Source organism: Streptomyces sp. NPDC048420 (genome assembly GCF_040651535.1).
Lineage (GTDB): Bacteria > Actinomycetota > Actinomycetes > Streptomycetales > Streptomycetaceae > Streptomyces.
On record NZ_JBEZKG010000003.1, the window covers coordinates 313,433 to 336,805 of the forward strand.

Annotated in this window: 15 protein-coding genes; 14 read left to right on the plus strand and 1 reads right to left on the minus strand. The window is 72.4% G+C overall.

What is annotated here, in order from left to right; all coding sequences use genetic code 11:
• Positions 1-42 precede the first annotated feature (42 nt).
• A complete protein-coding gene (locus AB0D34_RS06425) occupies positions 43-8,079 on the minus strand; it encodes a type I polyketide synthase (protein WP_362657337.1) in 8,037 nt (2,678 codons plus the stop codon).
• 858 nt (positions 8,080-8,937) lie between these two features.
• Between AB0D34_RS06425 and AB0D34_RS06430 the strand changes: the two genes are divergently transcribed.
• From AB0D34_RS06430 to AB0D34_RS06495, 14 genes are all read left to right on the plus strand, one after another.
• The gene (locus AB0D34_RS06430; RefSeq protein WP_362657340.1) at positions 8,938-9,321 is read left to right on the plus strand and encodes a hypothetical protein; all 384 of its coding nucleotides are present in this window, start codon (positions 8,938-8,940) and stop codon (positions 9,319-9,321) included.
• Between the two features lie 46 nt (positions 9,322-9,367).
• Positions 9,368-10,903, plus strand: a complete 1,536-nt coding sequence (locus AB0D34_RS06435; RefSeq protein WP_362657343.1) for a phage tail sheath subtilisin-like domain-containing protein — start codon at positions 9,368-9,370, stop codon at positions 10,901-10,903.
• Between the two features lie 2 nt (positions 10,904-10,905).
• Positions 10,906-11,433 carry a phage tail protein gene (locus AB0D34_RS06440; protein WP_362657346.1) on the plus strand — a complete coding sequence of 176 codons (528 nt, stop codon included), beginning with the start codon at positions 10,906-10,908 and terminating at the stop codon, positions 11,431-11,433.
• Positions 11,433-12,170 carry a hypothetical protein gene (locus tag AB0D34_RS06445; RefSeq protein WP_362657349.1) on the plus strand — a complete coding sequence of 246 codons (738 nt, stop codon included), beginning with the start codon at positions 11,433-11,435 and terminating at the stop codon, positions 12,168-12,170. The genes AB0D34_RS06440 and AB0D34_RS06445 overlap by 1 nt, the downstream gene beginning before the upstream one ends.
• A 568-nt stretch (positions 12,171-12,738) precedes the next feature.
• A complete protein-coding gene (locus tag AB0D34_RS06450; protein ID WP_362657352.1) occupies positions 12,739-12,963 on the plus strand; it encodes a hypothetical protein in 225 nt (74 codons plus the stop codon).
• On the plus strand, positions 12,960-14,222 hold the full coding sequence (locus tag AB0D34_RS06455; protein ID WP_362657355.1) for a DUF4255 domain-containing protein: 1,263 nt from the start codon (positions 12,960-12,962) through the stop codon (positions 14,220-14,222). Before AB0D34_RS06450 ends, AB0D34_RS06455 begins: the two co-directional genes overlap by 4 nt.
• The gene (locus AB0D34_RS06460) at positions 14,219-16,129 is read left to right on the plus strand and encodes an ATP-binding protein (RefSeq protein WP_362657358.1); all 1,911 of its coding nucleotides are present in this window, start codon (positions 14,219-14,221) and stop codon (positions 16,127-16,129) included. The genes AB0D34_RS06455 and AB0D34_RS06460 overlap by 4 nt, the downstream gene beginning before the upstream one ends.
• Positions 16,120-16,407, plus strand: coding sequence for a hypothetical protein (locus AB0D34_RS06465; RefSeq protein WP_362657361.1), 288 nt, complete (start codon positions 16,120-16,122; stop codon positions 16,405-16,407). Before AB0D34_RS06460 ends, AB0D34_RS06465 begins: the two co-directional genes overlap by 10 nt.
• A 95-nt stretch (positions 16,408-16,502) precedes the next feature.
• Positions 16,503-20,504 (plus strand): DUF4157 domain-containing protein, encoded by a 4,002-nt coding sequence (locus tag AB0D34_RS06470; protein ID WP_362657364.1) that lies wholly within the window; start codon positions 16,503-16,505, stop codon positions 20,502-20,504.
• Between the two features lie 75 nt (positions 20,505-20,579).
• Positions 20,580-21,140, plus strand: coding sequence for a hypothetical protein (locus AB0D34_RS06475; protein ID WP_362657366.1), 561 nt, complete (start codon positions 20,580-20,582; stop codon positions 21,138-21,140).
• Positions 21,141-21,142: 2 nt separating this feature from the next.
• Positions 21,143-21,445 (plus strand): hypothetical protein, encoded by a 303-nt coding sequence (locus AB0D34_RS06480; RefSeq protein ID WP_362657369.1) that lies wholly within the window; start codon positions 21,143-21,145, stop codon positions 21,443-21,445.
• A 5-nt stretch (positions 21,446-21,450) separates the two neighbouring features.
• Positions 21,451-22,548: a hypothetical protein gene (locus tag AB0D34_RS06485; RefSeq protein ID WP_362657372.1), complete on the plus strand. Its 1,098-nt coding sequence runs from the start codon at positions 21,451-21,453 to the stop codon at positions 22,546-22,548.
• The gene (locus tag AB0D34_RS06490; protein WP_362657374.1) at positions 22,545-23,051 is read left to right on the plus strand and encodes a phage baseplate assembly protein V; all 507 of its coding nucleotides are present in this window, start codon (positions 22,545-22,547) and stop codon (positions 23,049-23,051) included. The genes AB0D34_RS06485 and AB0D34_RS06490 overlap by 4 nt, the downstream gene beginning before the upstream one ends.
• Positions 23,052-23,372 carry a hypothetical protein gene (locus tag AB0D34_RS06495; protein WP_362657377.1) on the plus strand — a complete coding sequence of 107 codons (321 nt, stop codon included), beginning with the start codon at positions 23,052-23,054 and terminating at the stop codon, positions 23,370-23,372.
• Position 23,373: the final 1 nt, after the last annotated feature.

The window sequence follows — 23,373 nt, forward strand, 5'->3', positions numbered from 1 at the left end:
GACCTCCAGTTCTTCGTATCGGGCTTCGCGCGGGTCGTGGGGTCACCTGGTCAGCCAGGCGCGGATCGCCGCGGCCGTGGATTCTGCGTCCTGGTGGACGACGGTGTAGTGGTCGCCGGGCACGTCGGTGGTGTCGTGCGGCAGCGGCCAGTGCGGCAGCCAGTCCCCTTCGGGGTCGATCCCTCGCATCTCCGCGGTCGGCCGGCCCCGCAGCAGCAGGGTCGGCACCGGGGACGGCTCGGGGTGCCATCCCTCCAGCACCCGCGCATAGCCGCCCCCTGCGATCAGCAGCGAGTCGTCGAACTCCTCGACCACGTCGTCCGGCAGGGCGGCACCGGCGGCCATCAGGGCGAGTGCGCGCGCGTCACCGCGCTGCAGGACGCCCGCATGGGAATCGATCAGGACGACTCCGGCCGGCGGCTCCCCGGAAGTCACCAGATGACGTGCCACCTCGTGGGCGATGACTCCGCCCGCGCAGTAACCGACCAGCACCACGGGGCCGCCCGGCGCGATCCCGCGCACCGCGTCGGCGTGGGCCCGCATCAGCGTGTCCATCGAGTCCGGCACCGCCCTGCGGGCACCGAATCCGGGGTGCTCCAGCAGATACAAGTCCCGTTCGCCGTCGAACTGTTGGGCAAGACCCGTGGGGACGCGATGGAAGGGAGCGAGGTAGTCGGGGAGGTATACGAGCGCCGCGGCCGTACCCATGCCGCGGCCACGGGCGAGCCGGACGGGTGCCACCGTGTGACCGGCACGGTCGGCGGAGGTGAAGGACGGCAGGGCGTACGACGACAGGTACCGCAGGGTCATCGCCTCCAGCGGACCCCTTTCGCGCAGGACCCGGTGGTAGACGGTGGTGAACCGAGAGCCGGCCGACGGAGCTTCGGCCGCCGTCCCGGTCTCCGGCAACGCCCCCGCCTCCCGCAACACACCCAGGACATGCGCCGCCAGCCCCTCCAGCGTCGGGTGTTCGAGGACCACCGTCGGCGCCAGCCGGACCCGCGTGAACGCGCTGAGCCGGTTGCGGAACTGAAGGGCCGTCAGCGAGTCGAAGCCGAGCTGGCCGAACTCCCGGTCGGCGGGGAACGCGTCCGCGTCCGGGAAGCCCAGCACCGCGGCCAGTTCGGCACGGAGCAGACCGGCCAGCACGGTCCCGCGCTCGGCCTCGGGGGTCGCCGCGAGCCTCTTGCGCCAGGAACCGGGAGCCTGGGCTGCGGTCGTCGACGCGACGGCGACCGGTGCGGGGCGCGCCGGAAGCAGGTCCGCGAGCAGCGGGTGCATGGTCGACCCGCTTGCGCCAGCCCGCCCGAACGGCACGGGCACCAGCACGGGTTCCGCCGTGCGCAGTGCCGCCTCCAGCAGTTCGACGCCTTCCCGCTCGGTGATCGCGGGCACTCCGCCCTCGGCCATCAGGTTCGGTGCGACCCGGCCCGCCATGCCCTCGTCGTCCGCGGTGGTCCACGGACCCCACGCCAACGACTGCGCGGGCAGCCCACGGGCGGCCCGGTACTCCGCCAGCGCGTCGAGGAAGCCGTTGGCGGCCGCGTAGTTGGACTGCCCCGGCCGGCCCAGCACCCCGGCGGCCGAGGAGTACATGACGAACGCGGACAGCCCCAGGCCCTTCGTCGCCTCGTGCAGATGCCAGGCGGCGTCCGCCTTGGCAGCCAGCACCTGCGCCAACCGCTCCGGAGTCATCCCGTCCACCACTCCGTCGGCCACCACTCCGGCGAGATGGAACACGGCGGTCAGCGGCGGCCGACAGGACGCGACCAGGGCGTCCACGGCGGCCCGGTCGCTCACGTCACAGGCCACCACCCGTACCTTCGCGGGCAGTTGGGCCGCCCAGTCGGGCGTACGGCCGCTGCGGCTCGCCAACAGCAGGTGCCGTACGCCGTGTTCGGCCACGAGGTACCTCGCGAGGCTCGCGCCGAGTGCTCCGGCGCCGCCGGTGACCAGCACGGTGCCGTCGGGGTCGAGAGCGGGTGGCTCGGTGGTCTCCGGGTCCGTGGTGGTCAGCCTGGGCACCATGACCGTGCCGTTGTGCAGGGCGAGTTGGGGCTCGCCGGTGCGCAGGGCGGCGGCCAGCGCGGCGGGCGTGGCGGTGCCGCCGCGGAGGTCGACCTGCACGATCCGGCCGGGGTGCTCGGACTGGGCGCTGCGCACGAGTCCCGCCACCGCGGTCTCGGCCGGGTCCGGGTTCTCGCCGGTGGCGTGGTGGGTGAGCACCAGCAGACGGCCGGGACGGGCGCCGGCGACCCAGTCGCGGACGCGGGCGAGCGTGGCGGTGACGAGATCCCGGGTTCGGCCGGGCATGTCCTCGGCGTGCGCGGCCGACAGGTCCGCCACATCGAGCAGTTCGTGCTCGGTGTCGGCCTGTCCCGCGCCGGCGGCGGGTCGCCAGGTCACCTTGTACAGCTCCGCGGGCCGGACCCTGATCACCCGGGTGACCAGGGACTCGACGCCGGCCAGCGGCCGTCCGTCCGCACCGGTCAGCGTCACCCGTACCTCGTCAGGGCCGAGCCGCTCCAGACGCGCCCTCGCCGCGGTGGCCCCGGTCGCGTGCACGGTCACCCCGGTGCAGGCGAGCGGGACCCGGGCCTCGCCCGGCCCGTCGGCCAGCAGTGCGGCGTGCAGGGCCGCGTCGAACAGCGCAGGATGCAGGACGTAGGCGCCGGCTTCCGCCGCCTCGGTGGGCTGGAGCGCCAACTCGGCGTAGATCTCGGTGTTCCGCCGCCACAGCCCGGTAACCGCGCGGAACGCCCTGCCGTAGTGGTGGCCGTACGCGGCGAGCCGCTCGTAGTCGACCACGACTTCCTCGGCGCCGACGGGGGGCCAGGTCTCGTCCGCGGTCGGGGCATGGGCAGCGATGGGAACGACTGTCGCACGGGCGTGGCGGGTCCACCCTCCCGCCGCCTCGGCCCAGACGGAGACCTGGCGGTGCCCCTCCGGGTCGGGCGCCTCGGCGACCACCTGGATGCGCACCGCGTCCGACGCGGGCAGCACCAGCGGCTCGTGGAAGGACAGTTCGGCCAGCCGTGCGGAACCCTTCGCCGTCCGGAGTGCCAGCTCGGCGAAGACCGTCGCGGGCACCAGCGTCCGCTCGCCGATCACATGGTCCGCGAGCCACGGCTGACGTGCGGTGGACAGCACCCCGCTGTACCGGGTCCCGGGCCCGTCGGCGTCGGGCTGCGCCTCGCCCACCAGCGGGTGGCCGCCCTCGCCCTCGCCCTGGCTCCGGCGGAGGCCCTGGTCCAGCCAGTAGCGCTGCCGTTGGAAGGGGTACGTCGGCAGGGGGCGCCGCCGGGCACCGCTACCGGCGTACACGGACCGCCAGTCCACCGGCACACCGTGCACATGCAGCTCCGCCAGCGCCACGGCCGTGTCGGCACCCGAGGTGAACAGCGCCCCGGAACCCGGCTCGACGCACTCCTCGGCCGCCGCGCTCAGCGTCGCCGACGGCCCGGCCTCCACATACGCCGTCACTCCTGCCCGCGCCAGCCACTCCACCGCGTCGGCGAAGCGCACGGTCTCGCGCGCCTGCCGTGCCCAGTACTCGGCAGTCCGGACGGCGTCCGGCTCCGGACGGCCGGTCAGCGTGGACACCACCGGTACCGAGGGCCGGTGGTAGGTCACCGACTCGGCGACCTCCCGGAACCCGTCCAGCATCGGGTCGAGCAGCGGCGAGTGGAAGGCGTGACTGACCCGCAACCGGGTCGCCGTCCGCCCGAGTCGACCGGCCAGCGAGGTCACCGCCTCCTCGTCGCCGGAGAGCACCACGGACTCGGGCCCGTTGACGGCCGCTACGGCGACCCCTTCGGTGAGCCACTTCTCCACCTCGGCGAGCGGTGCCCGTACGGCGACCATCGCCCCGCCGTCCGGCAGCGCCGCCATCAGCCGGCCCCGCGCGGCAACCAGCCGTACCGCGTCGGCGCGCGAGAGGACACCGGCGAGGTGCGCGGCGGCCAGCTCTCCGACGGAGTGGCCGACCAGGAAGTCCGGTCGTACACCGCACTCTGCGAGCAGCGTGTGCAGGGCCACCTCGTAGGCGAACAGGGCGGGTTGGGCGTAGTCGGTGCGGTTCAGGAGTTCGGGGTCGTCGATCACGTCCCTCAGGGGGCGGTCGAGCAACGGCGTGAAGGCGGCGCAGAGTTCCGTGAAGGCCCTGTCGAAGACGGGGAAGGCGGCGGCCAGTTCGCGGCCCATGCCGGCGCGCTGGGAGCCCTGGCCCGCGCAGAGCAGCGCCACCTTGGGGTGGCGGCGGGAGGGGCTCCGGCGCACTGCGGGACTGTCGGTGCCACTGGCCAAGTCGCGCAGTCCGGCGAGGAGTTCGTCGGCATCGGTGCCGAGGACGGCGGCGCGGTGGGGAAGTGCCGCCCGGGTGGTGGCGAGCGAGTACGCCACGTCCAGCGGGTTCGCGTCGGCGAGTGTGTCCGCCAACAACCGTGCGTGGGCGCGGAGTCCCGGCTCGTCGCTGCCGCTGACAAGCCAGGGTGTGGTCGTACGCCAGGTGGGTTCGACACCGGCGTCGATGCTCTCCGGCGGCTCCTCGATGATCACGTGCGCGTTGGTCCCGCCGATGCCGAAGGACGAGACGCCCGCCCGGCGCGGCCGGTCGCGTTCCGGCCAGGGCCGGGCCCGGTCCAGCAGTCGTACCGACCCGTCGGCCCAGTCCACATGGCGTGAGGGCTGTTCCGCGTACAGCGAGCGGGGCAGTTCGCCGTGGCGCATCGCCTCGATCATCTTGATGACCCCGGCCACTCCGGCCGCGGCCTGGGTGTGTCCGAAGTTCGACTTGACCGAGCCGAGCCACAGGGGGTCGGCCGGGTCGCGGTCCCGGCCGTAGGTGGCGAGCAGGGCGCCGGCCTCGATGGGGTCGCCGAGCGCGGTCCCGGTGCCGTGGCCCTCGACGACGTCGACGTCGGTCGTGTCCAGCCCGGCATCGGCCAACGCCAGCCGGATCAGCTCCCGTTGGGCCTCGCCGTTGGGGGCGGTCAGGCCGTTGGACGCGCCGTCCTGGTTGACGGCGGAGCCGCGCAGCACGGCCAGCACGGGATGGCCGTTGCGGCGGGCGTCGGACAGTTTCTCCAGCAGCACCAGGCCGACCCCTTCGGCCCACGCGGTGCCCTCCGCGCCGTCCGCGAAGGACCGGCAGCGGCCGTCCGCGGACAGCGCGCGCTGCCGGCTGAACACGACGAACGGCTTCGGACCGGCCAGCACGGTCACCCCGCCGGCCAGCGCGAGCGTGCACTCGCCCGCGCGCAGGGCGGCCGCGGCCAGGTCCATGGCGACGAGGGAGGACGAGCAGGCCGTGTCGACGGTCAGGGCCGGGCCGCGCAGGCCCAGCGTGTAGGAGATCCGCCCGGAGGCCACGCTGCCCGCCGACCCGACGCCGAGGTGCGCTTCCAGCGCGTGCCCCGGGGCCGCCCCGCCGCCGTAACCGCCGTGCATCAGACCGACGTACACACCGGTGGCGCTGCCGCGCAGCGAGGGCGCGGGGATGCCGGCCCGTTCCAGCGTCTCCCAGGCGACCTCGAGCAGCAGCCGGTGCTGCGGGTCCGTGGCCGTGGCCTCGCGCGGTGAGATGCCGAAGAACAGCGGGTCGAAGTCGGCGGCGTCGGTGAGGAAGCCGCCACGCCGGGTGTACGTCGTCCCGAGCCGGTCGGGGTCGGGGTCGTACAGGGCGTCGACGTCCCAGCCGCGGTCGGTCGGGAACTCCCCGGTGGCGTCCACACCGTCGGACACCAGCCGCCACAGGTCCTCGGGCGAGCGCACCCCGCCCGGGTAGCGGCAGCCGACGGCCACGATCGCGATCGGCTCGGCGGCGGGACCGCGGCGCGGGGCGGTGCCGGCGGGCGCACCGCCGTGCAGCCGCTCGTCCAGGTGGGCGGCGACCGCGGCGGGCGTCGGGTGATCCCAGACCAGGGTGGCGGGCAGCCGCAGCCCAGTGCGGAGACTGAGCCGGTGCCACAGGGTCATCGCCGCCATGGAGGTGAGCCCGAGGTCCGCGAAGGCGCTGTGGGGGTCGATGGCCGCGGCGTCGGTCACGGGGGCCTCGGGGCGGACGCCGGTGTCACGGCCGAGGGTCGGCTCGCGCCGGAGGTTTGGCTCACGCCCGGCGTTCGGCTCACGCCGGACGGCACTGCCACGACCGAGGGTTGGCTCGCGCCCGGCGGTCGACTCACGCCCATCGCCACTGCCACGCCCGACGAACGGCTCACGCCCGGCGCCACTGCCACGACCGACGAACGGCTCGCCCCCATCAGCCATTTCGTGCCCCGTGACGACCCGCCCGAGCGCGGGCGACGCGCCGTCGGTCGCGGTCCCTCCACCGAACATCACCGACCGGTCCCCGGCGGCGACCTCACCATCTACGGCCGTCCCACCCGGTGTCGTCGCCTCACGCAGGGCTGCCGCCCCACCGACCGGCACACCCTCGCGGACACCCACGCCCCCGTTGCCCACCGCCGCCTGGGCGATGGCCGCCGTCTCCGCGCACACCAGCTCGGTCAGTGCCGCCCGCCGCTCCCCCGGGGGCCGGTCGGCGAGCCCCGCGAGGGCCTCCTCGGCCGGGCGGGCGGCGAGGCCCTCCCGGAGGACTGCCCGGCGTGGCTTGCCGGCCGCGGTGCGCGGGATGGCCGGGGTGAACAGGACGTCGTCGGGCACCTTGTGCGCGGAGAGCACCTCGGCGCAGGCCCGCAGCAGCACGCGGGTGTCGAGGCCCTCTGTCTCCGGTACGACGAACGCGACCGGGACCTCCCCGAGCAGCGGATGCGGCCGAGCCACCACGGCCGCGTCCAGCACCCCGGGCAGTCCACGCAGCACCCGCTCGACCTCGACGGGGTCGACGTTCTCGCCACCGCGGACGATACGGTCGTTCACGCGCCCGGTGACGGTGAGCGTCCCGTGCTCGCCGAACCGCCCGAGGTCACCGGTGCGGTACCAGCCGTCGCCGTCCGCCGCGTCCCCGTCGTGGTAGCCGAGCATGAGTCCGGGCCCGCGCACCCAGATCTCCCCCTCGGCGTCGACGGCCTCCTCCCCGCTTCCGGGGTCGACGAGCCGCACTTCCGTCCCCGGAAGCACCGCCCCGCTGCTCCCCCGCACCCGGGGCCCCGCCAACGACTCCATCGCGATCTTGCCGCAGGTCTCGGTGGAGCCGTACCCGTCGAGCAACGGCGCCCCGACCCGCGCCTCGACCCGTTCCCGCAGCTCCGGGTCGCTCGGCGCGCCCGCGGTGACGCACACCCGCAGCGAGGGCACCGCGTCCAGTCCGGCGTCGAGCAACTGCTGGTAGGTGAGCGGCACTCCGCCCAGCACGGTCGGCGCGAACTCACCGATCAGCCGTACCAGAGCCGCCGGTTCACGCGAGGCGGTGATCCGCGCGCTCGCCCCGACCAGAGTCGTGCCGAGGACGCAGAGCGAGTGGGCGTAGGTGTGGGCGAGCGGCAACGGCCACAGCAGCCGGTCCTCCTCCGACAGCCCGAGCCGGGGCACATAGCAGGCCACCGGCGACCAGAGCGCGGACCGCTGACTGGCTACGGCGGCCCGGGCGTTCCCCGAGGTGCCGGAGGTGTAGAGCAGCCAGGCGGGCTCGTCCAGCCCGAGATCGTCGCGGGGTTCGGGTGAACGGCCGTCCGTCACCAGGTCGTCGAAGTGCGCGACCCCCTCCGGCACCGGCCCCTCCCCTGTCACCACCAGCCGCGGCGACCGCTCCCCGACCACACTGGCGATCCGCGCCAACTGCCGCCGGTCGACGACCAGTACGTCCGGATCGCAGTCGGCGAGCAGCGCCGCGAGTTCGGCATGAGTCCCGCGCGGGCTCAACGGCACCCCGACAGCACCGGCCCGGACCGTCGCGAGCAGTCCCTCGACCAACTCCACGCTGTTGTCGAGACAGAACGCCACCCGTGCGCCCCGCTCCACACCGAGCGCCCCCGCCAACCGCCGTGTCCGTAGCTCCAGTTCGGCCCAGCTGACCTGCCGCCGGTCGTCGGCGAACGCGACCTTCCCGCCGTAGCGCGAGGAGTTCCCCACCAGCAGCTCCGCCACGGGCCGGACCTCGGCCACTCCCCCGACACGCATCCGGGCCTCCCTCTGGATCACCGAATCCGCACCGTATCCCGCCCACGCGCCGGACACCGCATCGCAAAGGGTCTGCACTTGGCCGGAGTTGACCGATCGAAGCCCACAACCGCCGGCCACCGCCCCCGGACCCGACCCACCCGCACGGCATCAGGTCACTCCACGGTCCGAGCAGGACGATCTGCTGAAGCTCACGGCGCAGCTTGGGGGATGTGCGCCATCCGAACGAACACGCCCATGTCCTGCTGTTGAGCGAGGTGGCTCCGCGGGGCCGGGGAAGCGTGGGCGGCGCGTCGGTTCTCTCCGCCGGCCGTTCCTGGAGAAGGGCGTGTCGGAACTGGTAGACCGGCCCGACCTGGCGGAGCACGCCCAGTCAGTGAGCCTCCGCGAGAAAGGTCTGCAGACGCCAGGGCAGATCTCCGGCCAGTGCAAGTACGGCGCCAATTCAACCCGACCGCGGGGACGTACTCGACTCCCAACTCATGTTGCTCGACAGGGATGTCCGCAAGCGCCCCGTGGCCGAACTCGCCGCGGATGCCGCCGCCGCAGCGCACGCCTTCAGCCGCCGGCCAGCCGATCCGACTGATCGCCCCGCAGTCCGACCGGCACGCACGCCCACCCTTCCGGGCTCGTCCCATCCGAGGCCATTTTCCACTCTTCGCATCATGGGTAACAAATTACGCCAAAGGACTTGTTGATCGATTTCGGTCGCGGCACACTGCTGCCACTCGATTACGCGAGGCCGCTGAACCCGGAAACCCTGCCCCATCGAAGCTCATACCGGAATCGCACCTCTCGATTTCCAGTGATGTGCATTTCTCCGCGATACCTGAACTCGCCGGCATTCAAGGGGGCAGAGTGCCTGAAATCATCCGCTGGTCATTTTCGGTGAATGTTGCCCAAGGACCGTCGGTGTCCGCATCGGACTCCGTCAGAGTCGACGCGTACGACAGATTGAGCATCCCCCTCCCTGCAGGGGCCAAGGACGTCGAGGTCGAGTTGCAGCCGGCCAAGACCGCGAAGCAAGTGAGCCTTCTCGTCGTACGGGCGAGCACGCCCGCCGCCGATGTCACGCTGACTGCCGACGGGGGCACGCCCCATCCCCTCGACGGGCCCTTCGTGCTGATCGGATCAGGGGCCGTCCAGTTGCTCGCCGACGCCCTGCAGACGCTGCGCCTGAGCAATGGCACCGCCGCGGACGTCACGGTCGACATCCTCGTCGGGCGCGATCCCACTCCCTGAAGGCCTCTTCCGAACACCCGGTCCCTCACGAAAGGGTCCCCGAACCATGGTGACTACGTCCTACCCCGGTGTGTACATCCAGGAGCTGGACTCGGGCGTGCGGGCCATCACCGGGGTGTCGACCTCCATCACCGCCTTCGTCGGCCGGGCCCGGCGCGGTCCCGTCGACTCCCCCACCAGCGTGGGCGACTTCGGCGAGTACGTCCGCCGATTCGGCGACCTGTGGGACGAGAGCCCCATGGGCCACGCCGTCGCCCAGTTCTTCGCCAACGGCGGCTCGGAGGCGCTGATCGTCCGGGTACACCGTCCGAGCCCCTCGAACACGGACGGCGACCGCACCGCCGCCGACGTACCCGCCGACGGCGGAACACCCCTGCGGCTCGTGGCCGCCACACCCGGCACCTGGGGCCGGCAGGTGCGCGCCGTCGTCCCCTCGCACCCCGCGGACAACACGGCCTTCCATCTCACCCTGCTGGAGGTCTCGGCCGCCAACCCGCGCCAGGTCGTGCACGAGGAGCGCTTCCTCAACCTCACCACCGCCAAGGACGATCCGCGCTACGTCGGCGGCATCCTGGCCGCACAGTCCCGGCTGGCCGCCGTCGACACGACCGCACCGCATCCGGCCGACCGGCCCCGGACGACCCAGGAGCCGATCGCCTTCACCGGCGGCGACGACGGCCGACGCATCACACCCGCCCAGGTGTCGGACCCCGGCCTCCAGGCCGAGCGGAAGGGCATCTACGCCCTGGACGGGGCCGACCTGTTCAACCTGCTGTGCATTCCGCCGTTCGCACCGGACGTGGACCCCGACCAGGCCACCTGGGACAACGCCGCAGAGTACTGCGCGGACCGCCGGGCGATGCTGATCGTGGATCCGCCCAAAGGGTGGACCGACCCGCTCGGTGTGCCCGCTGCCCTGCCCTCGCTCATGACACGCTCCGCCAACGCCGCCGTCTACTACCCGCGGATCCGGGTCGCCGACCCACTCCGCGAGAACCGGCTGGGGACCTTCGTCCCCTGCGGCGCAGTCGCCGGTGTCATCGCCCGCACCGACGCCACGCGCGGTGTGTGGAAGGCTCCCGCCGGCCAGGAGGCCACGCTGAACGGCGCCGCCGAGCTCACCGTGCGGCTCACCGATCAGCAGCACGGCACGCTCAACCCCGAAGGGGTCAACTGCCTGCGCACCTTCCCCTCGGCGGGCCGCGTCGTGTGGGGCGCCCGCACCGGCAAAGGCGCCGACCAACTGGCCCACCAATGGGCGTATCTGCCGGTGCGGCGGCTCGCGCTGTACATCGAGGAGAGCCTCTACCGCGGCACGCAGTGGGTGGTCTTCGAGCCGAACGACGAACCCTTGTGGGCGCAGATCCGGCTCAATGTGGGCGCGTTCATGAAGGGGCTGTTCCGTCGGGGCGCCTTCCAGGGCACGACACCGGCGCAGGCGTATTTCGTGCGGTGCGACCGGACGGTCAATCCGCAGGAGGAGGTCGACCGCGGCATCGTCAACATCGTCGTCGGCTTCGCCCCGGTCAAGCCGGCGGAGTTCGTGGTCATCAGCATCCAGCAGATCCGGCCGGGGGCGTGATCATGGCAGAGTTCACCGTCAACACCCAGCGTCTCGACCCCTACAAGAACTTCAAGTTCCGGGTGATGTGGGACGGCCGCTACGTCGCCGGGGTCAGCAAGGTCAGTCCCCTCAAGCGCACCACCGAGGTGGTGAACCATCGGTCGGGTGGGGATCCCAGCAACGGCAGTCCACAGCCGGGGCGTACGTCCTTCGACGCGATCTCACTGGAACGAGGCGTCACCCACGACACTGAATTCGAGCGCTGGGCGAACAAGGTGTGGAACCTCGGTTCCGGACTGGGTTCGGAGGTCTCGCTCGCGGACTTCCGCAAGGACATCACCCTGGAGATCTACAACGAGGCGGGCCAACTCGCCCTCGCCTACCGGATCTTCCGGTGCTGGGTCTCCGAGTTCCAGGCGCTCGCCGAGCTCGACGCCAACGCGAACGCCGTACTGATCAGCAGCCTGAAACTGGAGAACGAGGGCTGGGAGCGCGACTACGACGTCACCGAACTCACGGAGCCCTCCTTCAGCGAACCGAGTGTGTGATGAGCGGCCGTCCGGGGGACGAGCGGGCCCTGCTCGGCATGCTCGACACGGGCGAGGGACTGTCGGCCCATGAGCAGGCCCTGCTGCTGGCGGGGGCGGAGGGTTCGGCGAGCGACATCGCTGTTGCCGAGCTGCCGCTCGGGGTGCGTGATCGGCGCATTCTGCGTCTGCGCGGTCTCCTTTTCGGTGCGTCGGTGAACGTCCAGGACACCTGCCCGCACTGCGCCGAGGTGATGACCTGCACGCTGACGCTCCATCAGCTCAATGATGTCGCCACGCCCTCGGCCGTTCCCGCGCGGGTGGAGGCCGACGGCTGGACGGTGATCTGCCGGGCGCTGACGAGCGCGGACCTCACTCACGCGCTGCGCGCATCCGACCGGGCCGAGGCAAGGCTGCGGCTCCTGACCTCATGTGTGGTCGATGCGGAGCGGGACGGGCTGCCGGTTCCAACCGCTCAACTCCCGCCCCCGGTCGCGGCGTCGGTGGTCGAGGCCGTCGCCGAGGCGGACCCGTTCGCGGAGATCCGGCTGCGCCTGGTGTGCGCACAATGCGGCGGCTCGTGGGACGCGGTGCTCGATCCGGCGCGCTACGTGTGGTGCGAACTGGCCGAGTGGGGACGGCGCTTGACAGAGAACGTGCACGTTCTCGCGCGGGCCTACGGGTGGCGTGAGGACGATGTGCTCGCCCTGCCCGCCTCACGCCGGGCGGTGTACCTGGGGCTGGTGGGTGATGGGTGACTACTTCGACCGGCTGCTGGACCGGGCCGAGGGGACGGCGTCCGTGCTGACGCCGCCGCGTGCGGGGCCGTATGAACGAGTGGAGCGGGCCGGCGGGTTGTTCGGGGATGCGGACGCGGCTCAAGAGGTACCTGAGGTCCTTCAGGTCCCTGAAGGACCTGAGGTTCCCGTGGCGCGCGAAGTGGCCAACGCACTGGAAGTGCCCGGGGTTCCACGGGTGCCCGAACGCGCCGAGAATCCGCCGCCCGACGCCCCTCACCCCACGGCCACGCCGATCACCCCACAGCCCCGGCCGACTCGACGCCTGTCAGCGCCCCAACCTGTTCATGGCGAAGCCGAGACGCGGCAACCGCACCCCTCCCCACCCCCTCCACCGAATCCGCCGCCGGTCACCCGAGCGGCCCCGGCCCGCCCGAACGGGCAGACGCCCACGACCGTACGAACGCAGCGACCCGCCACTGCCCCCGCCCCCGCCCTCGACTCCCGACTCCCCACGGCCGAACCGCACGCCCCGCCCCCGGCGCCCGAACCCGCCCCGGGCCGTGAAGAGCGCCCTGCTGTCGGCCCGTTGGCCACCGGCTCGCCCTCGCGGGCCCCGGTCGCCGTCCCCCGGCCTGTCTCCGAGCAGCACATCGTGGTCCGCGTACGCATAGACCGCGTGGACGTACGGGCGCACCCCTCGCCGCCCCCGCCCGCCGCGCCCCGGTCCGCCCCCGCGGCACGGGCCGCCGCCGCGGACAGCTCACCGCTGAGCCTCGACACCTACCTCGAACGAGCCCGGCGGCGGTCATGAGCAACCATCTGGCACTCGCGGGAGTGACGGCCACCGTCGTCGAGCTGCTGAACGATGTGGTGGGTCGCGATCTGCCCGGCGCCACCGCCGCGGGGGGACGACCGGACAAGAGCCTGACGGATGCGCGCCCGCACGTGGTGGTGTTCCTCTACCGGGTCGAATCCAACGCGGCCTGGCGCAACGAGGACCTGCCGACCCGTGCGGCCGGCGGCGAGCTCCGTACACGGCCCCGCGCCGCCCTCACCCTGCACTACCTGCTGACCTTCGCCGGCAACGAGAGCGAGTACGAGCCCCAGCGCATGCTCGGCAGCGTCGCCGGGGCGCTGCACTTCCATCCGGTGCTGTCGCGCGCGGACATCGCACGGATGACCGCCTCCCGCGCTCCGGGCCACCCGCTCGCCGGGGTCGACGTGGCCGCCCAGCCCGATCTGATCAGACTCACGCCGGTGCCCCTCAGCACGGGCGACCTGTCCGGTCTGTGGTCGTCGTTCTTCCAGGTGGACTACCGGCTGTCGGTGGCCTACCGGGCCGAGACCGTGCTGCTGACGCCGCCGTCGGCGCCCGCGTCGCCGCGTCCGGTCCGTGAGCGGCGCCTGGTCGTGTCGACCGCGCGCGGGCCGGCGCTGCACCGGGTGGTCGCCTCCCCGGACGCCGAGGAGCCCCTCTTCGCGGGGAGCTCCGTGGCGCTGACCGGGGCCGGCCTGGCCGGTGACGAGGTGACCGTCGTGCGGTTCGGCGACGCCGAGGCGGTGCCGTCGTCGACGAGCCCGGGGCATCTGCTGGCCACCGTCCCGGACACGGTCCCGGCAGGCACGGTTCCCGTGGTCGTGGAGCATCGACGGCGGCTGGGCAGCCCGCCACGCCTGCGTCCGTCGGGCCGCTCGAACGTCCGCCCTGTCGTCGTGCACCCCCGGATCCGTCACACCCCTGGCGGCTACAAGGTCTCGGTCACCGACCTGGTACGGGACGCTGAGGGGCTGCGCAGCGGCACTCTTCGCATGACGGTCGATCCGGCCGTACGGGCCGCGCAGGACGTGTCCGTGCTGCTCGACCCGGTCGGCGGTGGGGCCGGGTTCGCCTTCTTCGACGACCGCCGCGACGGCCCCGGCAGCCCTGCCGAGACCCATGACCTCGCCCTCCCACTCACCCGTCTGCCCGGCGGCGACTACCTGGTCCGCCTTGTCGTCTCCGGCGCCCACAGCCCGCTGGACACGGCCGAGGACGGGACCCCCGTGGAACCGCGGGTGAGTGTGTCATGACGACGTCCTGGGCCACTCAGAACCAGCGCTGCACCACGCTGCTGGTGCGGCGGGTGGCGGCACTGCTCGCGAAGGGGCCGGACGCGGACGTCACCGCGATCGAGGCCGAACTCGCCGAGCTCCGGGCCGGAATGGCACAGCCGCCGGTCATCACCGCGCTGCGCGAGGCCTTCGGGCTGAGCGGGTTCGAATGCGATGTGGTCATGCTGGGTGCGGCCTTGGAACTCGACTCCGGCGTACGGCGGGAACTGCTGCGGTCGGCGGACGGCCCCGGCCTCGCGGCGGTGACGTTCGGGGTGGCGCTGGCCGTACTGCCCGAGCCGCACTGGAGCGCGCTGGCCCCGCAGGCGCCGCTGCGCCGTTGGCGGCTCGTCGAACTCGGTCCCGGTGCCGGTCCCGGACACATCCTGACGGCACGCGAACTGGCCGTCGCCGAACGCGTGTTGCACGCCCTGGTCGGGGTCCGGTATCTCGATGAGTCGACCGGGTTACGGGCGCCGGGCGAGACTCCCACTCTCACGTCAGGGCAGTCCCGCACGGCGGAACAGGCCGCGGCAGCCCTGGCGGCGGGGGCGGCGCCGGTGGTCCAGCTCTTGGGCCGGTCGGCGGCCACGGCGACCGGCGTCGCCTGCGCCGCCGCGCGTGAGCACGGGCTCGCCGTGGCCGTCCTGGACACGGCCGACGTACCCGCGGACGGTGCCGGGCGGGCGGCTCTGGCCCGCAGGCTCGAGCGGGAGGCCGTGCTCGCCGGTGTACTGGTCGTCGTCGACACCGTGAACGGCTCGGGCGAGGCGGCTGCCCTGCTGGCCGACGAGCTGTCCGGGCCGGTGGTGCTGCTGGCGCGGCATGCTCTGCCGACCCGCCGCGCCGACTTACGGCTCGCGGTCCCGGGCGCCACCGCGCAGGAGCGGCTGCGCGTGTGGGCGAGCGCGCTCGGTCCGGCCGCGGCCGCGCTCGACGGCCAAGTCGTCCGGGCCGCCGAATGGTTCGACCTCGACCCGGCCGCGATTCGCGCGACCGCCGCCGAGTTCGCCGTACAGGACGAGCGGGACGCCACACGCTTCTGGCACCTCGTACGTGAGCGGGCCCGGCCCCGGCTCGACCATCTCACCGAGCGGGTCACGCCCCAAGTGGCCTGGGACATGCTGGTGCTGCCGCCGGACCAGCTGTCCGTCGTGCGCGATCTGGCGGCACAGGTACGGGTCCGGGCGAAGGTGTACGGCGAGTGGGGCTTCGAGGCGTACGACAGCCGCGGCACCGGGATATCCGCGCTGTTCAGCGGTCCGAGCGGGACGGGCAAGACGATGACGGCCGAGGTCGTCGCCACCGAACTCGGACTCGATCTGCACCGCATCGACCTCAGCCGGGTCGTAAGCAAGTACATCGGCGAGACCGAGAAGAACCTCGCCGACGTCTTCGACCAGGCCGAGGGCGCGGGCGTCATCCTCCTTTTCGACGAGGCCGACGCTCTCTTCGGACGGCGTGGCGAGGTGCGCGACAGTCACGACCGCTACGCCAACCTGGAGGTCAGCTATCTGCTCCAGCGCATGGAGACGTACAACGGCCTGGCCGTCCTCACCACGAATCTGCGCGAGGCCCTGGACCCGGCCTTCCTGCGCCGCCTGCGTTTCGTGGTGCCCTTCCCCTTCCCCGACGAGTCGGCCCGCGCCCGGATCTGGCGTCGGGTCTTCCCGCCCCAGGTTCCCCTGGAGGGCCTGAACTTCGGACGGCTCGGGCAGCTCAATGTGGCCGGCGGCAGCATCCGCACGATGGCCCTCAACGCCGCCTTCCGTGCCGCCGCCGAGGACACGCCGGTGCGGATGGCCCACGTTCTGCGCGCCGCCCGTACCGAGTTCGCCAAGCTCGACCGTCCGTTGCCGGAAGCGCAGGTGCGCGGATGGACGTGACCTTCGAGCTGACCGTCGGCCACCTGACCGCCGACGGTGTCGGGCAGTGCACCGAGCGCGTTCTGCGGGCGGGCATCGAGCGGCACTTCGCGCTGCTGGTCGCGGAGCGGGGGGTGCCGGGCGAATGGCTGTCCGAACCGACCGACTGTGCCGCCCGTTCGTGCGTCGTCCTCGACCTCGGGTGGGACGGACGGGGCGGTGACGAGGGATTGGCCCGGGCGCTGGCCGCCTGCCTCTACGACGCGGTCTTCGGCGAGGCGGGCGGTGGTGGGGGATGAAGGCCACCGCCGAACGACGCCGCGCCGGCGCTCCACGACCTGCCGGGCAGGCGCGGACCGTTGCCCGCCCGCTGCCCGCCCCCGGGTCCGAGCGTGTGTCTCTGCCCTACCGGTCACGGCTGGAGGAGCGCTTCGGGCGTCCGCTGGACTCGATCCCCGTCTACAGCGGACCGCAGGTGGGTGCGGCGCTCGACGGGTACGACGCGCTCGCTGCGGTCCAGGGCGGGTGCGTCTTCCTGGCCGACCGTGAACCGGACCTTCGCGTGGTGACCCACGAGGTGGTCCACGCCTTGCAGCGTGCGGTGCCCGGTGGCGGTTCGGTGGTCGTGGAGCCGGGTGCGGCGGCCGAGCGGGAGGCCGTGCGCGTCGCCGACTCGGCTGCCTTCACCTTCGGGGCGGCGCAGGCACCGCTCTCGGTCGAGGCGGCGCTGCCGTGGCAGGCGGTGGCGTTGCTGCGGAGGTCTCCTTCGGCCGGCGGGATGGCGCAGGACGAGGGGCCGCCGGTACCCGTCGAGGCCGCGCACGGGCCGGAGATGGACGCGGCGCGGCTGACGCCCGCCGTGCTCCCGACCTCCACCGCGCTCCCCGCTCCCCCTGTTCCTCCAGCCCTCGCCGCGCTCTCGCCCCCGACCGCATCCCCCGCCCCGGCCGTGCGGTCGGACCCGGCCGCACTGCCGGCGGTCCCGACGGCACTCGGGGAAGTCCCGGCGCCGGCAGCGGAGAAGCCCGCCCCGGCCTCGGCCGCCCAGTGGCTGCGAGCCTTTGCCACCGCACCCCCGACCGCCAAGGCCCAGCAGGCCTCCGGCCTGGGCAACACCGTCGCACGCCTTGCCGACGACGAAGCGCGATCGGTCCCTTCCGGCGTCCCCGAGCTGCGCGCCCGGTCGGAGGGGGCCGCGGCGCCGCCCGGGCCGACGACGGTCACCGCTCCGGCGCCCCGCACGATCGACGTGTCCGGATCTTCCGCGGCCCCGGCACCGCGACCGCAGATCCAGACACCGCCACCACTGGCCGCCTACACGCCCCCGCAGGACGTGTACCTCCCCTTCAACGGGCTCACGACCGCCGCCCCCGAGGTCGTGGCCGACCGGATCGACGTGTCCCTGAGCGCCGTACCCACTCAAGATCCCGATCTGCGGCGGTCGTTGGGGGCGGCCCCCGAGATCGCGCTGACCGGGGACCAGGACCCGGCGCGTCTGACGGCGGCGCAGTCGGCCGCGCACGAGGAGGCGGGCACGGCCGGTGCCGAGGCGGCACGTGCCGTGCTGGAGGGTCCGGGCGCGGAGCGGGTCCAGCCGCGAGACGTGGACGAGGGGTTCGCGGTCGGCGAGCTGGTGGTGCAGCCCGTGGTGGTACCGCTCGCCGAAGCGGCGCAGCAGGCCCCGGTGGACGGCCCGCAGGCGTACCTCGCCCTGGGGCTGCCCGCGGAGGTGCAGGCGTCGTTCGACCGACAGCAGGCGGCGGCCATGCAGCGGTCGGCCACCGGGGTCGCGGAGCAGGTGGAGGCGGCGACGTCTGCCCGTGACCAGGCCCGGCAGGCAGCCGTCTCCGAGGCGGAGAGCGCCACCGCCGACCTGAACGAGTCGGCGCGACAGCAGCAGGCCGACGCCGTGAGCGAGGCCCGGGACGAGATCAGGACCGCCCGCTGGGAGACGCTGGAGGCACAGACACGCGAGGTCGACCGCGTCGCGTCTGACGCCGAGACACGGCGCCAGGCCGACGAGGAGTGCATGCGGACGCGGGTCGCCGACGACCGGCAGAGGATTCATGCCGAGTACGCGGGCGCGCAGACGCGGATCGACGCGCACGTGACCGAGGGCGAGCGGAGGGCCGCGGAGGAGAAGGACCGGGCCGAACGCGCGGCCGAGGAGGAGAGCTGGTGGGACCGTGCCGTGGGCTGGGTCAGGGCCGCTTTCCAGGCGCTGGTGCGCGCGATCGGCGTGATCTTCGACGCCGTGCGGGCGGCGGTCAACGCGGTCCTCGACGCGGTGAAGGCCGCCGTGCTGGCTCTCATCGACGGGGTGGCGGCCTTCCTCCGGGAGGCGATCGCCGTCTTCGCGGGGCTGCTCAAGGCCGCCGTGGAGGGGCTCCTCGGACGGATCTTCCCTGAGCTGGCGCGGGCGTTGACCCGGCTCATCGACCAGGCGGCCGCGCGCGCGACGCGTGCGGTGGACGACGTCGCGAACGGCCTCAAGGCCGGTGTCCAGGCGCTGACGGAGAAGCTGCGCACCGCTCTCCTCGCGACGATCGACGCCTTCCGCAGCGCGGTCACGACGGCGATCACCGTCATCGGGGCCGTCGTGACCGGCGACTGGGGAACGCTGGCGCAAAAGGCCCTGGAAGCGGTGCTGGCTCTGCTCGGGGTGGAGCCGAGTGCCTTCTATGCGTTCGTCGGGCGGGCGCGGGAGACCTGGCAGATCATCGTGTCCTGGCCGGGAGCCTTCCTCGGGCATGTCCTCGACGCGGTGTCCGGGGGCGTACGGGGCTTCGGCCAGAACCTGGGCACACATCTCCAGGCCGGTCTCGTGGGCTGGCTGACCGGTGCGCTCGGCGGTGCCGGGATCGTGGTGCCGCGGACGTTCGATGTCATGGGGGTGCTCGACCTCGCACGGCAGATCCTGGGCCTGACGTGGGACCGCCTGCGGGTGAAGGCGGCCCGGCTGATCGGCGAGAAGAACGTCGAACGCCTCACGGTGGTCTACGAGTTCCTCAGCACTCTGGTGACTCAGGGCTGGTCGGCGCTCTGGGCAAGGATCATGGATTCGGTCGGGACGGTCCGGGACACCGTCTTCGGCGCCATCCGGACCTTCCTCGTCGAGCGGGTCGTGAGGGCGGCGATCACCAAACTGGCCTCACTGTTCTCGCCGGTCGGTGCGCTGGTCCAGCTGGTCCTCTCGCTCTGGAACCTCTACACGTTCCTGCGGGATCAGCTGCGCAGCCTGGGCGAGCTGGTCGCGAGCGTGGTGAACGCGATCGGCGACATCGCACGCGGCCTGACCGGCAAGGCCTCCACCGCCGTGGAGGGCGTGCTGGCCCGCCTCCTACCCCTCGCCATCGACCTTCTGGCCCGGCTGCTCGGACTCGGGGGCGTCGGCGACAAAGTCCGGGAGATCGTGGAGCGGATCCGGGGCGTGGTCGACCGGGGCATCGAGGGGCTGCTGCGGCGGGCTGCGGGAGCGTTCGGCTCCCGCAAGGGTGGTTCCTCGAAGAAGGCAGCCGCGGGCCCCAAGAGCCCAACGGTCAAACGGGACGCCCTTGCTCAGGCCGCACGTCGCCTGACGGCGGGACAGTTGTCCTCCCCGGACCAGATCGCAGATGTCGTCGCAACCGTCTTCAAGGAGTTCAGGCAGCGCGGGCTTACCTCACTGCGGTTCGACATCGTCGAGGCAACGACCCTCAAGGGACGTCTCGTCGCCGCCGCGAGCCCGCCGGAGCAGAGGGTGATCGAGTGGACCGAGATATTCGGAGTCGGCGATCCGGCAAAGGCTCTCTTCACCGTCCAGCCGAGAAACGAGACGCACGCGGCCATCGCGTTCAACGGCGAGCGTCAGGGTGAGGTTGCCCCCAGCGACAGGAACCGACACGCGGAACAGAACCTGCTCGACCGCTACTGGCACGGGGTGGTTGCTCGTGCGAGGGAAGCAATCGCCGAGAACCGGAATGCCAAGCCGGTGATCGCTGTCGCGATCAACCGAGCTCCGTGCCGCAGCTGCACGACGAAGCTCGTCAACGCCCTGAACGCGGTCGAGGAATCACTGAAGAAGCGCGTCCGCTTCGTCCTCACCCCGACGGGCTTGTACGAGCCGACGGAGGCACTGGAGGCCTCCGTCATCGACGCGCAGCGCAAGGAATTGGGGGAATTGGCCAAAAAGTTGGGCCGCTCGAAGGAAGCCCTGATCCGCGAGCGGCTGAACCGCGTGCAGCTCACCGACGACAAGACGACCTTCGGCGGTCTCGTCCAACTAGCCACCGCGGGTTGGGAGCTCAGTCAACTCAAAGCGAAATCGAAGCAGACCGTCAGCGGCCGCATTTTCGCCGAGGCCGCGCACACCGCGATGGAACGCGTGAAAAGGGCCAGGGCCGGAACCACCTCCTAGGCATCCGCAGCACACGTCAGAAAGGCAAGTGCGATGGCGAGCCCGATCTCCCCACCCGTCTTCAAAGGCGCCCTGGTGACCACCGACCCCCTGCGCCCCGCCACCGGCGTCATCGTCTTCCAGTACAACCCGGAGACCCTCACCCGCACCCTCACCGCCCGCACCGCAGGTGACCAGAGCGGCACCGGCCCTCCCCGGTTCGCCGGGCTCGCGGAGCAGACGCTGAAGCTGGCAGTCGAACTGGACGCCACCGATCAGTTGGAGCAGGGGGACCCGCTGACCAGAGCCGTGGGGATCGCGCCCGCGCTGGCGCGGCTCGAACTGCTGGTGCAGCCTGCCGCTGCGACCGTCATCGCCAACGAGGCGCTGCTGCGCGCGGGAGTCGTCGAGATCCTCCCCGCCGAGGCTCCGCTGACCGTCCTCGTCTGGGGCGCCCAGCGCATCCTCCCGGTCCGAGTCACGGAGCTCTCCGTCACTGAGGATGCCTTCGACACCACCCTCAACCCGATCCGCGCCAAGGTCGATCTGGGCCTGAAGGTCGTCAACCACCCGGACGTGCCGATGCTGAGTGAGGCCGGCGCGCTGTCGATGGCGGCACATGTGGGACGAGAAGTGCTCGCCGGACTGGGATGGTGATCATGACGTACGAGACCGGCAGCCGCTACCTCGGGCTGGAGACCGTCCATCTCCAAGTGCCGGACGTCGACGGGACGTTGCGTACTGTCGCCTACACCCGGCGCCGTGTGATCCCCTCCTACGAGGACCAGCCGGTCCTCGCCGAGCACCGGGTCGCCGAGGGCGAGCGCCTCGACGTACTGACGGCCCGTCACGCCGGGGATCCCACCCTGTTCTGGATGATCTGCGACGCGAACTCCGTCCTCGACCCCGCCGAACTCGAAGCGGTGGGCCGCGTCGTGCGCATCGCGATGGCGAGGCGGTGAACGGCGTGCCCGATCTCGGAACACGGCTGCTGCTCTGGCTGGGGGCGACCGTGCCGCGCCCCGCTCCGCCGTACGTGCTGCACGCCCTCACCTCGGCCGAGGTCACCGCCGACCGTGAGAAGGGAGACGGCTTCCAGCTGACCTTCTCGCTGGTGAAGGACCGAACGCTCGACTTCCCGCTGCTGCGTGAGCCGTTGTTCACGCCCGGCACCAGGGTCGTCATCGGCGTACTGACCGGCATCGTCCCGCACATCCTGATGGACGGGACCCTCATCCATCAGCAGGTCAGCGGGGACACGCTCACCCTCACCGGACAGGACATCGTCGGCGGGGTGATGAGCCTGGAGGAGAAGGACGACACCTTCGAGAACCAGTCGGACTCGACGATCGCGACGCGCATCATCACGCGGTACGCACGCTTCGGCCTGATCCCGGACGTCACCAACACCCCCCACGTGCCGCTGTCCGTGCAGCACACCCCGCAGCAGCACGAGACGGACCGCGCCTTCCTCGAACGCATCGCCCGGCGCAACGGATTCGTCTTCTACGTCCAGCCCCTGACCCTCGGCGTCAACACCGCGCACTGGGGGCCCGAGATCCGCCTCGGGCTTCCCCAGCCCGCCCTGAGCAAGGACATGGGCTCGATGTCGAACGTCAAGTCCCTGTCCTTCTCCTTCGACGCCCTCGAACCCGTGCAGCCCCAGGGCGTCTTCACGGATCCCCTCTTCAAGTTGAGCCTCCCGGTCCCTGCCCTGCCCTCCCTGAAGATCCCGCCGCTGGCCGCCTCCCCCGCCCCGGCCCTGCGCTCGACGAAGCTGCGGACCACCGCGGGCAAGGACACGGTTGCCGCGGCGACCGAACTGCTCGCCACCGCCACCGCGGCCCCGAACGCGGTGTCGGGCGAGGGCGAACTGGACACCAGCGCCTACGGGCACGTCCTGCGCCCACGCAGGCTGGTGGGCATCCGCGGCTGCGGCCTGTCCCTGGACGGCCTGTACCTGGTCGACTCCGTCACCCACAAGCTCGCACGCGGTGAGTACACCCAGCGCTTCCGGATCAGCCGCGAAGGGCTGGGAACGACGACCCCGGGGGTTCCCATATGAGCGATGAGGCCAAGCACTTCGGGAAGTACCGGGGAGTCGTCGTCGACAACGAGGACCCGGAACGGACCGGGCGGATCAATGCCCGAGTGCCCGCCTTCGGCGACCGCGAGAGCGGCTGGGCCCTGCCGTGCATGCCGTTCGCCGGTTCCGGAATGGGCTTCCTCGCACTGCCCGCGAAAGGGGCGTGGGTGTGGATCGAGTACGAGCAGGGTGACCGGGACCGGCCGATCTGGTCGGGCTCGTGGTGGGGGGCGGCGGCCGAGATGCCGAGGTCGGCCGTCACGCCGCCGCAGGCGGGCAAGGTACTCCTGCGCACGGCGGACGGGGCGAGTCTGCTCCTCGACGACACCCCCGGCACCGGCGGCATCACGCTCCAGACCGCGGCCGGGCAGAAGATCGTCCTGTCGGCGAACGGGATCGAGATCGACAGCGGTACGGGCGCGAGGATCAGCCTCCAGGGCCCCCGCGTCTCGGTCAACGACGGTGCGCTGGAGGTGACTTGAGTGCCCGGCCCGCTCCTCGACGTCTCCGCGACGGTGTCCTGCACGCACGGCGGCAGCGCCACCCCCACGATGCCGAGCCCGCGCGTCCGGGTCGGCGGCAACCCGATCACGGTCATGAGCACCCCGCACACGGTGACCGGCTGCCCGTTCAACGCCGGCGGCTCCCCGATGCCGTGCGTCCTCGCCCAGTGGACCTCGGCCGCGACCCGGCTGACGTCGCTCGGCTCTCCGGTGCTGCTCCAGGACAGCCAGGCGGTGTGCGCCCCGAACGGCACCCCCGCGACGATCAGCGGCGGCCAGAACCAGGCGAAGGGCGTGTGAG

Excerpts from the sequence above, each read along its gene's own strand:
- AB0D34_RS06425 (WP_362657337.1), bottom strand. The coding sequence starts at position 8,079 with ATGCGTGTCGGGGGAGTGGCCGAGGTCCGGCCCGTGGCGGAGCTGCTG.
- AB0D34_RS06435 (WP_362657343.1), top strand. The coding sequence starts at position 9,368 with ATGGTGACTACGTCCTACCCCGGTGTGTACATCCAGGAGCTGGACTCG.
- AB0D34_RS06440 (WP_362657346.1), top strand. The coding sequence starts at position 10,906 with ATGGCAGAGTTCACCGTCAACACCCAGCGTCTCGACCCCTACAAGAAC.
- AB0D34_RS06445 (WP_362657349.1), top strand. The coding sequence starts at position 11,433 with ATGAGCGGCCGTCCGGGGGACGAGCGGGCCCTGCTCGGCATGCTCGAC.
- AB0D34_RS06455 (WP_362657355.1), top strand. The coding sequence starts at position 12,960 with ATGAGCAACCATCTGGCACTCGCGGGAGTGACGGCCACCGTCGTCGAG.
- AB0D34_RS06460 (WP_362657358.1), top strand. The coding sequence starts at position 14,219 with ATGACGACGTCCTGGGCCACTCAGAACCAGCGCTGCACCACGCTGCTG.
- AB0D34_RS06465 (WP_362657361.1), top strand. The coding sequence starts at position 16,120 with ATGGACGTGACCTTCGAGCTGACCGTCGGCCACCTGACCGCCGACGGT.
- AB0D34_RS06480 (WP_362657369.1), top strand. The coding sequence starts at position 21,143 with ATGACGTACGAGACCGGCAGCCGCTACCTCGGGCTGGAGACCGTCCAT.
- AB0D34_RS06490 (WP_362657374.1), top strand. The coding sequence starts at position 22,545 with ATGAGCGATGAGGCCAAGCACTTCGGGAAGTACCGGGGAGTCGTCGTC.